The organism is Pseudomonas sp. 9AZ (assembly GCF_902506525.1).
Classification (GTDB): Bacteria; Pseudomonadota; Gammaproteobacteria; order Pseudomonadales; family Pseudomonadaceae; genus Aquipseudomonas; species Aquipseudomonas peli.
The window spans coordinates 3,117,440-3,130,526 of the sequence record NZ_LR733840.1 but is presented as its reverse complement, the minus strand read 5'-3'; the positions used below and the strand labels follow the sequence as shown (position 1 = coordinate 3,130,526).

The following is a 13,087-nucleotide window of genomic DNA, read 5'->3' as shown; positions in this document are numbered from 1 at the left end:
TTGAATGCAGGTGTTCCTCGTCAGGAGAGCTCAGATGTCCGTTCAGCACGACCCGGTGAATCGTCACCCGGTACAACGCGCCGATTTCGACCAAGTGATGGTGCCTAACTACGCACCCGCTGCCTTTATTCCAGTACGTGGCGCCGGTTCGCGCGTATGGGATCAAAGCGGTCGCGAGCTGATCGACTTTGCCGGCGGCATTGCCGTCAACGTGCTGGGCCACGCCCATCCGGCGCTGGTCAAGGCGCTCACTGAGCAGGCCGGCAACCTCTGGCACGTATCCAACGTGTTCACCAACGAGCCGGCCCTGCGCCTGGCCAAGAAGCTGATCGACGCGACCTTCGCGGATCGCGTGTTCTTCTGTAACTCCGGCGCCGAAGCCAACGAGGCCGCGTTCAAGCTGGCCCGTCGCGTGGCGTTCGATAAGTTCGGCGAAGACAAGTGCGAAATCATCGCCGCGACCAACAGCTTCCACGGTCGTACCCTGTTTACCGTCAGCGTTGGCGGCCAGCCGAAGTATTCCGACGGTTTCGGCCCTAAGATCCAGGGCATCAGCCACATTCCGTATAACGATATCGACGCGCTGAAAGCGGCTGTATCGGACAAAACCTGCGCCGTGGTGCTGGAGCCGATTCAGGGCGAAGGTGGTGTGCTGCCGGCTGACCTGGCTTACCTGCAAGCGGCCCGTGAACTGTGTGACCAGCACAACGCGCTGCTGGTGTTTGACGAAGTGCAGAGCGGCATGGGCCGCAGTGGCGCGCTGTTCGCCTACCAGCATTACGGCGTGACTCCGGACATCCTCTCCAGCGCCAAGAGCCTGGGCGGTGGTTTCCCGATTGGCGCGATGCTGACCACCGAAGCACTGGCCAAACACTTGGCCGTTGGCACCCACGGCACCACCTACGGCGGCAACCCGCTGGCTTGTGCGGTGGGCGAGGCGGTGATCGACACCATCAATACGCCTGAAGTACTCGACGGCGTGAAGGCCAAGCATCTGCGCTTCAAAACCAAGCTGGAGCAGATTGGCCAGCAGTACGGCGTGTTCAGCGAAGTACGCGGCCTTGGTCTGCTGATTGGTGCGGTGCTGTCCGATGCCTGGAAGGGCAAGGCCAAGGCAATTCTCGACGCTGCGGCCGTGGAAGGCGTGATGGTGCTGCAAGCCAGCCCAGACGTGGTGCGTTTCGCCCCGAGCCTGGTGGTGGAAGACGCCGATATCGATGAAGGTCTGGCGCGTTTGGAACGTGCTGTGGCCAAGCTGACCCAAGCCTGATTGCCGGCCTGGCCTGCCGTTATACGGTGGATCAGGCTGTGCCCGCTCGACCCACGGATGGGTTGAGCTAACAGCAAGGAAGCCTGTCTCTGTGTGTGCCGCAGCGTTGGTTGCGGTTTTCTCTAGGCCGCCCGGTTTGGGCAGCTTGGAGCTTTTATCAAAAGGAGTGGCACCATGCTGGTGATGCGCCCCGCGCAAATGGCCGACCTCACTGAAGTGCAGCGTCTCGCCGCGGACAGCCCGGTTGGTGTGACTTCACTGCCGGACGACAGCGATCGTCTGCGCGAAAAGATCGCCGCGTCGGAGGCCTCGTTCTCCGCCGAAGTCAGCTTCAACGGTGAAGAAAGCTACTTCTTTGTGCTGGAAGACAGCGAGAGTGGTCGCCTAGTCGGCTGCTCCGGCATCGTCGCTTCGGCCGGCTACTCCGAGCCGTTTTACAGCTTCCGCAACGAAACCTTTGTGCACAACTCCCGCGAGCTGAAGATACATAACAAGATCCACGTACTCTCGCTGTGCCACGACCTCACCGGCAACAGCCTGCTGACCAGCTTCTACGTCGAGCGGCCGTTGGTGAACACCGCCTGGTCGGAACTTAACTCGCGTGGCCGTTTGCTGTTTCTCGTCAATCACCCGGAGCGCTTTGCTGATGCGGTGGTGGTGGAGATTGTCGGCTACAGCGATGAAGGCGGTGATTCGCCGTTCTGGGATGCCGTGGGGCGCAACTTCTTCGACATGAATTACACCGAGGCCGAGCGCCTGTGTGGGTTGAAGAGCCGCACCTTCCTCGCTGAGTTGATGCCGCATTACCCGATCTACGTGCCGCTGCTGCCGGATGAGGCGCAGGAAGCCATGGGCCAGGTGCATCCACGGGCGCAGATTAGCTTCGACATTCTGATGCGCGAAGGCTTTGAAACTGACCACTACATCGACATTTTCGACGGTGGCCCGACTCTGCACGCGCGCACGTCGGGCATTCGCTCGATTGCCCAGAGCCGTGTGGTGCCGGTGCGTATCGGTGAGCCTGGCAAAGGCGGGCGGCCGTATCTGGTCAGCAACGGTCAGCTGCAGGATTTCCGCGCGATTGTCGCGGAGCTGGATTGGGTGCCGGGTAAGCCGGTCACCCTGAGTGTTGCGGCCGCCGAGGCCCTGGGCGTCGGCGAAGGCGTCAGCGTACGCCTGGTTGCGGTTTAAGGAGTTAGCGCATGATCGTTCGTCCCGTCCGCAGCACCGATCTGCCGGCTCTGTTTCAGCTGGCCCGCAGCACCGGCGCAGGCCTGACTACCTTGCCGGCCAACGAGGAGCGTTTGGCGCACCGCGTGGGCTGGGCCGAGAAAACCTTCCGTGGTGAAGCCGCGCGTGCCGATGCCGATTACCTGTTCGTGCTCGAAGACGACAACGGTGAAGTGGTGGGTATCTCGGCTGTTGCAGGTGCCGTTGGCCTGCGCGAGCCCTGGTACAACTACCGGGTCGGCTTGACCGTCAGCGCCTCGCAGGAGCTGAACATCCACCGGCAGATCCCCACTCTGTTCCTGGCCAACGACCTGACCGGCAACTCCGAGCTGTGCTCGCTGTTTCTGCGCAGCGACCAGCGCAGTGGCCTGAATGGCCGGCTGTTGTCGAAGGCGCGCTTTCTGTTTATCGCCGAATTCCGCGAGCTGTTCGGCGACAAGGTGATTGCCGAGATGCGCGGCATGTCCGATGAACAGGGCCGTTCACCGTTCTGGGAAAGCCTGGGCCGGCACTTCTTCAAGATGGAGTTCAGCCAGGCTGACTACCTCACCGGCGTGGGCAACAAAGCCTTTATCGCCGAGCTGATGCCCAAGTTTCCGCTCTATACCTGCTTCCTCTCCGAGGATGCGCGCAACATCATCGGCCGCGTCCACCCGGACACCGAGCCGGCGCTGGCCATGCTCAAGGGCGAGGGGTTCAGCTATCAGGGTTATGTCGACATCTTCGACGCCGGCCCGGCCATCGAGGCCGAAACCGCGAAAATTCGTGCCGTGCAAGACAGCCAGGTATTGGTGCTGGCCGTCGGCACCCCGGGCGATGACGCGCCGCAGTTTCTGATCCACAACCGCAAGCGCGAAGCCTGCCGGATTACTGCCGCACCGGCGCGTTTGGCCGCTGGCACTCTGGTGGTCGATGCGCAAACCGCCAAGCGCCTGCAGCTGTCGGCGGGCGACCAAGTGCGTGCTGTCGCGGTTTCCGCTCGCGGCTAAAGCCGAGCGTCGTTGTTTCAATTTGCTGATCCGGCGCAGGCCGGGTCGATACCTTGCTGGGAGTGATAAAACAAAATGAGCACTCATTACATTGCCGGTGCCTGGCACGCAGGCCAGGGTGAAGCCCTGGAATCGCTCAACCCGGTCAGCCAGGAATTCATCTGGCAAGGTCATGCGGCCAGCGCCGCACAGGTCGACGCTGCCGTAGAGGCTGCGCGTGCTGCATTCCCAGCCTGGGCCTCGCGCTCGCTGGATGAACGCATCGCCGTGCTCGAACAGTTTGCCGCCACCCTGAAAAGCCATGCCGACGCCTTGGGCCACTGCATCGGTGAAGAAACCGGCAAGCCGCTGTGGGAAACCGCCACCGAAGTCACCAGCATGGTCAACAAGGTTGCCATCTCGATCCAGAGCTACCGCGAGCGCACCGGTGAGAAGAGCGGCCCGCTGGCCGACGCCACCGCCGTGCTGCGGCACAAGCCGCATGGCGTGGTGGCGGTTTTTGGCCCGTACAACTTCCCCGGTCACCTGCCTAACGGCCATATCGTGCCGGCGCTGCTGGCGGGTAACTGCGTGGTGTTCAAGCCCAGCGAGCTGACCCCGAAAGTCGCCGAGCTGACGGTCAAGTGCTGGATCGAAGCCGGTCTGCCGGCAGGTGTGCTCAACCTGGTGCAAGGGGCGCGCGATACCGGTGTGGCTCTGGCTGCGCATGACGGTATCGACGGCCTGTTCTTCACTGGCTCCAGCCGTACCGGCAACCTGCTGCACAACCAGTTCGCCGGTCGCCCGGACAAGATTCTCGCCCTGGAAATGGGCGGCAATAACCCGCTGGTGGTCGATCAGGTCGCTGATCTCAACGCAGCCGTGTACACCATCATCCAGTCGGCGTTTATCTCCGCTGGCCAGCGCTGCACCTGTGCGCGCCGCCTGTTGGTGCCACAAGGAGCGTGGGGCGATAGCCTGCTGGAACGTCTGGTGGAGGTTGCTGCAAGCATCAAGGTCGGCAGTTTCGACGCCCAGCCAGCGCCTTTTATGGGCTCGGTGATTTCCCTGGCCGCCGCGCAGCACCTGATCAAGGCGCAGCAGCACCTGCTGACCCAGGGCGCCAAACCGCTGTTGGAAATGACCCAGCCGCTGGCCGGCGCCGCCTTGCTCACCCCAGGCATCATCGATGTGACTGAGGTCGCCAATCGTCCGGATGAAGAGTTCTTCGGCCCGCTGCTGCAGGTGATTCGCTACGCCGATTTCGATGCGGCCATCGCCGAGGCCAACAACACCCAGTACGGCCTGGCCGCTGGCCTACTGTCTGACTCCAAGGCGCGCTACGAGCAGTTCTGGCTGCAGAGCCGCGCCGGTATCGTCAACTGGAACAAACAGCTGACCGGTGCCGCCAGCACCGCGCCATTCGGCGGTGTGGGCGCCTCTGGTAACCACCGCGCCAGTGCCTATTACGCAGCCGATTATTGCGCCTACCCGGTGGCCTCGCTGGAATCCAACAGCCTGAGCCTGCCCGCCACCCTGACCCCCGGAGTAAGTCTGTGAGCAACTCATTTGAAGTGAATTTTGATGGGCTGGTCGGGCCGACTCATAACTACGGTGGCCTGTCTTACGGCAACGTTGCCTCGCAGAGCAACAGCCAGGCCGCGTCCAACCCGAAGGAAGCGGCCAAGCAGGGCCTGGCCAAGATGAAGGCCTTGATGGAAATGGGCTTCAAGCAGGGCGTATTGGCCCCGCAGGAGCGCCCGAATGTCGCCGTACTGCGCAGCCTGGGTTTTACCGGCACTGACGCGCAGGTGATCCAGAAGGCCGCGAAAGACGCCATGCCGCTGCTGGTTGCCAGCTGCTCGGCTTCCAGTATGTGGACGGCCAACGCCTGCACCGTCAGCCCGAGTGCTGATACTGCGGATGGTCGGGTGCATTTCACTGCCGCCAACCTCAACTGCAAATTCCACCGCTCGATTGAGCACCCGACCACCAGCCGTGTGCTCGGCGCCATGTTCGCCAATGAGCAGCACTTCGCTCATCACGCCGCGTTGCCGGCCGTCGGTCAGTTCGGCGATGAAGGTGCGGCCAACCATACGCGCTTCTGTAAAGGCTACGGCGATGCCGGCGTGGAGTTCTTCGTCTTTGGCCGCAGCGCCTTCGACAGCCGTTTCCCGGCCCCGCAGCGTTATCCGGCGCGGCAGACCCTGGAAGCTTCGCAGGCGGTTGCCCGTCTGCACGGCCTGAGCGATGACGGCGTGGTTTATGCCCAGCAAACGCCTGCAGTGATCGATCAGGGTGTGTTTCACAACGACGTGATCGCGGTGGGCAATGGCGAGGTGTTGTTCTATCACCAGGACGCCTTCCTCGACACCGACAAGGTGCTGGCTGAGCTGAGCGATAAGCTCGCCCGCCGTGGCGGCAACTTCCAGGCGGTGTGCGTGCCGCGTGATGCGGTGACGGTGGAAGATGCGGTCAAGTCCTACCTGTTTAACAGCCAGCTGTTAACTCGCGCGGATGGCGGCATGCTGCTGATCGTGCCGGAAGAGTGCCGCAACAACGGCAATGTCTGGCGTTACCTGGAGCAACTGACCAGCGGTAATGGGCCGATTCGCGAGGTTAAGGTCTTCGACCTCAAACAGAGCATGCAGAACGGCGGTGGCCCGGCGTGCCTGCGCTTGCGCGTGGCGCTCAAGGAGCACGAGCTGGCAGCGGTCAATCAGGGCGTGATAATGACCCCGACCCTGCACGACAGCCTCAACGTTTGGGTCGACAAGCACTACCGTGATCGCCTGAGCGAAAACGATCTGGCTGACCCACAATTGTTGAACGAATGCCGTGCGGCCTTGGACGAACTGACGCAGATCCTTAAACTGGGCGCGGTTTATCCATTCCAATTAGCTTGATTGAGTACTTATTACCATGTCCGACGCCCTGCAACTGATCCTCGAAGACACCGACGGCACCCAGCTGGAAACCTCCTGCACGCGTTTTGCCGTGATCTGGCAGGGCCAGGAAATCTGGTTCCAGCAGGTTGGCAACAACCAGCTGATGATCGGTGTAGACGTGGAGGAGGGCGCTGCCGAGTACGCCAACCTGCTGCTGCGCCCGCTGGCCACCAACCTGGTCAGCCTGGAGCTGGAAATGGAAGCCGCTGGCCTGGACGAAGACGACGATCACGTGCACGGCCCTGACTGCAACCACGATTGAGGAAACGCCCATGCTTGCCCTCGGCAAACTGCTTGAACTGACCCTGGCCGGCCACGAACCGGCAGCGAAGATTCAGCTGACTCCCGAGGGCGCGCGTTTGCGTTGGCTGGCCGAAGGCGCGTTGGAAATAACGCCGCCGGTGGCCCGCGACAATGGCCTGGACCTGCTGCTGTCAGCTGGCATCCATGGCAATGAAACCGCACCCATCGAATTGCTTGACCGCTTGCTGCAGGGCATTGCCCGCAGTCAGCTGAAGCCGCGAGCGCGCATTCTCTTTCTGTTCGGTAATCCTGCCGCCATGCGCAGCGGGGAGCGTTATATCGAGCAGGACATCAACCGCCTGTTCAATGGCCGTCACGATCAGCACACCGGTGCCGAAGCGTTGCGTGCCTGTGACTTGGAGCATCTGGCCGCTGCCTTTTTCAGCAAGCCGGAGCGCACCCGCCTGCATTACGACCTGCACACTGCGATTCGCGCGTCGAAGATCGAGCAGTTCGCCCTTTACCCGTTTCAGGAAGGTCGCCCGCGCAGTCAGCGTGAACTGGCGCGCCTGAGCGCTGCCGGGATTGAGGCGGTACTGCTGCACAATAAAAGCTCGATCACCTTCAGCGCCTACACCTACACCCAGCTTGGGGCGGAAGCCTTCACCCTGGAGTTGGGCAAAGCGCGGCCGTTTGGGCAGAACGAGCTGGTCAACTTGGACCTGCTCGAAATGCACCTGCAGGCTCTGATCGAAGGCCGTGAGCCCGAAGGTGCCACTGATGATCTAGGCGAACTCAAGCTGTTTGCCGTGGCGCGTGAAGTGATCAAACACAGCGACGCCTTCAAGCTGCACCTGCCGGCCGATATCGAGAACTTCAGCGAATTGCCGATTGGCTACCTGCTCGCCGAGGATCTGGCCGACACCCGCTGGGTGGTGAATGAGCCATGTGCACGCATCATCTTCCCCAATCCCAAGGTCAAGAACGGCCTGCGCGCCGGCATCTTGATTATTCCCGCCGAAGACGTCCAACTGGCTTGAGCCAGTTACGATCTGCTGCGCGTCGGCCCTGCTGCGTTAAAAACAGACTCGGAATGCTCATGTACAAAAGTACACTCCGCTTCCTCGTCTGTTTTTGCCTTGCATGGCTCTAGCTCGCGAGATCGTATAGCGATTTCTTGGTGCAATCTGTCCTGCGTTTTCTCGCCTGATCTGTACCTTGTTTGCCCAGTGGGTGGGCTTTAGCATCGGGGTTTAGCCCCGTCTAAGGACTGCCCGCCATGCCCGTTATCGACCTGCGCAGCGACACCGTCACCCAGCCGACCCGCGGTATGCGCGAGGCCATGCAAGCCGCCGAGCTTGGCGATGATGTGTATGGCGAAGACCCTACAGTCAACCGCCTTGAGCAGCATCTGACCGCTGAGCTCGGTTTCGAGGCCGCGCTGTTTGTGCCGACTGGCACCATGAGTAATCTGCTTGGGCTGATGGCTCATTGCGCACGCGGCGACGAATATATCGTCGGTCAGCAGGCGCACACCTATAAATACGAAGGCGGCGGCGCGGCGGTGCTCGGTTCGATCCAGCCGCAACCCATTGAGGGCGAAGCCGATGGCTCGCTCGACCTGGCCAAGGTCGAAGCAGCAATCAAACAGGATGACTTCCACTTCGCCCGCACCCGCCTGCTTGCGCTGGAAAACACCATGCAGGGCAAGGTACTGCCTCAGGCCTATCTGCAATCGGCACGCGAGCTGACCACGCGACGCGGCTTGGCCCTGCATCTGGACGGCGCGCGGCTGTATAACGCAGCAGTCAAGCTGGGCGTGCCGGTGCGGGAGATCACTCAGTACTTCGATTCGGTGTCGGTGTGCTTGTCCAAGGGCCTCGGCGCACCGATTGGCTCGGTGTTGTGCGGCTCAGTAGAGTTGATCAACAGGGCGCGGCGTTTGCGCAAAATGGTCGGTGGCGGTATGCGCCAGGCCGGCATGCTCGCGGCGGCCGGCTTGTATGCCCTGCAACATCAGGTGGCGCGCCTGGCCGAGGACCACGCCAATGCCGAGCGCTTGGCCGCAGGCCTGCGTGAGTTGGGTTATGTGGTGGAGCCGGTGCAGACCAATATGGTCTACGCCCAGGTGGGCGAGCAGGTCGGTGCGTTGAAGGCCTTCTGTGCAGAGCGCGGGATCAAGCTCACTGCTGCGCCGCGGCTACGCATGGTGACTCACCTGGATATTGTTCCTGCGGATATCGATCAGGTGGTCGCAGCCTTCGCCGAGTTTCGCCGGAGTTGATTGTCTTGGAGCGATGAATAGTCGCTCTCTATCAATAAAGGCACTAGCCCCCTAGCGCAGGCCCGATATAATGCGGCCCTTTGCCGGCTTTGTCGTGGCCGCTGGTTTTTGGAAGATTCCTATGAAAAGCGCAGAAATCCGTGAAGCCTTCCTCAGCTTCTTCGAAGAGAAGGGACACACCCGTGTCGCCTCCAGCTCCCTGATTCCGGGCAATGACCCGACCCTGTTGTTCACCAACGCGGGGATGAACCAGTTCAAGGATTGCTTCCTCGGCCTGGAAAAGCGTGCCTATACCCGCGCCGCCACCAGCCAGAAGTGCGTGCGTGCTGGCGGCAAGCACAATGACCTGGAAAACGTCGGCTACACCGCGCGTCACCACACATTCTTCGAAATGCTCGGCAACTTCAGCTTTGGCGACTATTTCAAGCGCGACGCCATTCACTTCGCCTGGGAGTTCCTCACCGGCGAAAACTGGTTGAACCTGCCCAAGGAAAAATTGTGGGTCACCGTCTACGCCACCGACGATGAAGCCTTTGATATCTGGAACAAGGAAATCGGCATTCCTGTCGAGCGCATGATCCGCATCGGCGACAACAAAGGTGCGCCGTACGCGTCCGACAACTTCTGGACCATGGGCGACACAGGCCCATGCGGCCCGTGCACCGAGATTTTCTTCGATCACGGCGATCACATCTGGGGCGGCCCACCCGGCTCGCCAGAAGAAGACGGTGATCGTTACATCGAAATCTGGAACAACGTGTTCATGCAGTTCAACCGCACCGCTGACGGCGTATTGCACCCGCTGCCTGCACCGAGCGTGGACACCGGCATGGGCCTGGAGCGCATCAGCGCCGTGCTGCAACACGTCAACTCGAACTACGAGATCGACTTGTTCCAGAGCCTGCTCAACGCTGCGGCCAAGGCCATCGGCTGCACCAACGAAGCTCAGGCTTCGCTGAAAGTGGTGGCTGACCATATCCGTTCGTGCGGCTTCCTGATTGCCGACGGCGTGACACCGTCTAACGAAGGTCGTGGCTACGTGCTGCGCCGCATCATCCGCCGCGCCTGTCGTCACGGGAACAAGCTGGGTGCCAAGGGCAGCTTCTTCTACCAGATCGTTGCCGCGCTTGTGGCCGAAATGGGCGATGCCTTCCCTGAGCTGAAACAACAGCAGGCGCATATCGAGCGCGTGCTGAAAACCGAAGAAGAGCAATTCGCCAAGACCCTGGAGCAGGGCTTGAAGATTCTTGAACAAGACTTGGCCGAGCTCAAAGGCACGGTGATTCCGGGTGAAGTGATCTTCAAGTTGTACGACACCTTCGGCTTCCCGATGGACCTGACCGGCGACATCGCCCGTGAGCGCGAACTGACTCTGGATGAAGAAGGTTTCGAACGCGAAATGCAGGCGCAGCGCGAGCGCGCACGTTCTGCCAGCGCGTTCGGCATGGACTACAACAGCCTGGTCAAAGTTGACAGTGATACCGCGTTCCTTGGCTATCAGGGCACCAGCGGCAGCGGCAAGATCATTGCGCTGTTCAAGGCCGGTCAGGCAGTCGACAGCCTAGGTGAAGGCGAGGAGGGCGTAGTCGTCCTCGACCAGACGCCGTTCTACGCCGAATCCGGTGGTCAGGTGGGTGACTGCGGCTTTCTTGAAGGCGCTGGCGTGCGTTTCGATGTGCGTGATACCACCAAGGCTGGCGGCGCGTTCCTGCACCACGGCGTTGCGGTCAAAGGCGGCTTGAGCGTCGGCACTTCGGTCAAGGCCGAAGTCGAGGCCAGTGTGCGTCAGGCCACTGCGCTGAATCACTCGGCCACTCACTTGCTGCACGCCGCACTGCGTCAGGTGCTGGGTGAGCACGTGACCCAGAAGGGCTCGCTGGTCGACAGTCAGCGTCTGCGTTTTGACTTCAGCCACTTTGAGGCGATCACTCCAGCGCAACTGAAAGAGCTGGAAACCATCGTTAACCGTGAAGTGCGCGGTAACAGCGAAGTCGAAACCCTGGAAACCGACATCGAAACCGCCAAGGCCAAAGGTGCCATGGCGCTGTTCGGTGAGAAGTACGGCGATCAGGTTCGCGTGTTGAGCATGGGCGGCGATTTCTCCGTTGAGCTGTGCGGCGGTACTCACGTTAAACGCACCGGCGATATCGGCCTGTTTAAGATCACCAGCGAAAGCGGTGTGGCCGCAGGCGTGCGTCGAATTGAAGCGGTTACTGGCGCGGCAGCCTTTGCTTACCTGAACGGCGCGGAAGAGCAGTTGAAAGAAGCCGCGGCGCTGGTCAAAGGCAGTCGCGACAACCTGCTGGACAAGCTCGCCGGTGTGCTGGAGCGCAACCGTCAGCTGGAAAAAGAACTGGAGCAGCTCAAGGCTAAGGCCGCCAGCGCTGCCGGTAACGACTTGGCCGGCTCGGCGGTCGACGTAAAAGGCATCAAGGTGCTGTCGGCACGTCTCGACGGTCTGGACGGCAAGGCGCTGCTGGCGATGGTCGACCAATTGAAGAACAAGCTCGGCAGCGCGGTGATCCTGCTCGGCGGCGTGCAGGACGACAAGGTCGTGCTGGTGGCCGGCGTGACCCAGGATCTGACCGCCAAGCTGAAAGCCGGTGAGCTGATGAAGCAGGCAGCTGCTGTTGTTGGCGGTAAAGGCGGCGGTCGTCCGGACATGGCTCAGGGCGGCGGCGTTGATGCAGCGGCTCTCGATGATGCGCTGGCGTTGGCCGTTACTTTTGCTGAGCAAGGTCTGTAAGTACCGGATTGCTTGAGTCTACAGAGCAAGGCCCGGTATACGCCCGGCGGGCCTTGGCAGGGTATTGAGTTATCTGTTTAATGGGCGCCCTTCACGGGCTGAGGCGGCTTTGAAATGGCTTTGATCGTACAGAAATTTGGCGGCACCTCCGTCGGCACTGTTGAGCGTATTCAGCAGGTAGCCGCGAAGGTGAAAAAATTCCGCGAAAACGGCGATGACATTGTGGTTGTGGTTTCCGCCATGAGCGGTGAAACCAATCGTCTGATCGATCTGGCCAAACAGGTCAGTGATGGTCAGCCGGTACCGCGTGAACTCGACGTGATGGTCTCTACCGGCGAGCAGGTGACAATTGCCCTGCTGGCCATGGCGCTGATCAAAATTGGCGTACCGGCGGTGTCCTATACCGGCAACCAGGTGCGCATCCTGACTGACAGCGCACACAACAAAGCGCGCATCCTGCAGATTGATGACCAGAAGCTGCGTGCCGACCTCAAGGCCGGTCGTGTAGTAGTGGTCGCAGGTTTCCAGGGTGTCGACGAGCACGGCAACATCACCACGCTAGGTCGTGGCGGTTCCGACACCACGGGTGTGGCGCTGGCGGCGGCCTTGAAGGCTGACGAGTGCCAGATCTACACCGACGTTGATGGCGTATACACCACTGACCCACGTGTGGTGCCACAGGCTCAGCGTCTGGAAAAAATCACCTTCGAAGAGATGCTGGAAATGGCCAGCCTCGGTTCCAAGGTGCTGCAGATTCGTTCGGTGGAATTCGCCGGCAAGTACAACGTCCCGCTGCGCGTGCTGCACAGCTTCCAAGAGGGGCCGGGCACCCTCATTACCCTTGATGAAGAGGAATCCATGGAACAGCCGATCATCTCCGGCATCGCTTTCAACCGCGACGAAGCCAAGCTGACCATCCGTGGCGTACCGGACATCCCGGGCGTGGCGTTCAAAATTCTCGGCCCGATCAGTGCTGCGAACATCGAAGTGGACATGATCGTGCAGAACGTTTCGCACGATAACACCACTGACTTCACCTTCACCGTACACCGCAATGACTACACCGCGGCGTTCGAGGTACTGGAAAACACGGCTCGCGAACTGGGTGCGCGTGAAGTCATCGGTGACACCAAGATTGCCAAAGTGTCCATTGTCGGTGTTGGCATGCGTTCCCACGCTGGCGTAGCAAGCCGCATGTTCGAGGCGCTGGCCAAGGAAAATATCAATATCCAGATGATCTCCACCTCGGAGATCAAAGTCTCCGTGGTAATCGAAGAGAAATATCTGGAGTTGGCAGTGCGCGCCCTGCACACTGCTTTTGAACTGGATGCCTCGGCCCGACAGGGCGACTGAGGCATTATCCGAAAGGCGCGGTTTATCCCGCGCCTTTCGTCTTTT

The 13,087-nt window shown here is 60.9% G+C and carries 10 protein-coding genes; all 10 read left to right on the top strand.

Annotated elements, in window-relative coordinates; translation table 11 throughout:
* The first annotated feature begins 34 nt into the window (after positions 1-34).
* Positions 35-1,270 carry an aspartate aminotransferase family protein gene (locus tag ALTER154_RS14680; protein ID WP_090251783.1) on the top strand — a complete coding sequence of 412 codons (1,236 nt, stop codon included), beginning with the start codon at positions 35-37 and terminating at the stop codon, positions 1,268-1,270.
* Between the two features lie 174 nt (positions 1,271-1,444).
* Positions 1,445-2,461, top strand: a complete 1,017-nt coding sequence (aruF, locus tag ALTER154_RS14675) for an arginine/ornithine succinyltransferase subunit alpha (protein ID WP_160088125.1) — start codon at positions 1,445-1,447, stop codon at positions 2,459-2,461.
* An 11-nt stretch (positions 2,462-2,472) separates the two neighbouring features.
* A complete protein-coding gene (gene astA, locus ALTER154_RS14670) occupies positions 2,473-3,489 on the top strand; it encodes an arginine N-succinyltransferase (RefSeq protein WP_160088123.1) in 1,017 nt (338 codons plus the stop codon).
* A gap of 75 nt (positions 3,490-3,564) precedes the next feature.
* A complete protein-coding gene (astD, locus tag ALTER154_RS14665) occupies positions 3,565-5,028 on the top strand; it encodes a succinylglutamate-semialdehyde dehydrogenase (protein ID WP_160088121.1) in 1,464 nt (487 codons plus the stop codon).
* A complete protein-coding gene (gene astB, locus ALTER154_RS14660; protein WP_160088119.1) occupies positions 5,025-6,374 on the top strand; it encodes an N-succinylarginine dihydrolase in 1,350 nt (449 codons plus the stop codon). Before astD ends, astB begins: the two co-directional genes overlap by 4 nt.
* A 16-nt stretch (positions 6,375-6,390) precedes the next feature.
* Positions 6,391-6,678, top strand: a complete 288-nt coding sequence (locus tag ALTER154_RS14655) for a topoisomerase II (protein WP_090251796.1) — start codon at positions 6,391-6,393, stop codon at positions 6,676-6,678.
* Positions 6,679-6,688: 10 nt separating this feature from the next.
* Complete coding sequence (gene astE / locus ALTER154_RS14650; RefSeq protein ID WP_160088117.1) at positions 6,689-7,699, top strand: succinylglutamate desuccinylase; 1,011 nt, start codon at positions 6,689-6,691, stop codon at positions 7,697-7,699.
* Positions 7,700-7,938: 239 nt separating this feature from the next.
* On the top strand, positions 7,939-8,943 hold the full coding sequence (ltaE, locus tag ALTER154_RS14645; RefSeq protein WP_160088115.1) for a low-specificity L-threonine aldolase: 1,005 nt from the start codon (positions 7,939-7,941) through the stop codon (positions 8,941-8,943).
* Positions 8,944-9,064: 121 nt separating this feature from the next.
* Positions 9,065-11,689, top strand: coding sequence for an alanine--tRNA ligase (gene alaS / locus ALTER154_RS14640; protein WP_160088113.1), 2,625 nt, complete (start codon positions 9,065-9,067; stop codon positions 11,687-11,689).
* A gap of 114 nt (positions 11,690-11,803) precedes the next feature.
* Complete coding sequence (locus ALTER154_RS14635; protein WP_160088111.1) at positions 11,804-13,042, top strand: aspartate kinase; 1,239 nt, start codon at positions 11,804-11,806, stop codon at positions 13,040-13,042.
* The last annotated feature ends 45 nt before the right edge of the window (positions 13,043-13,087 follow it).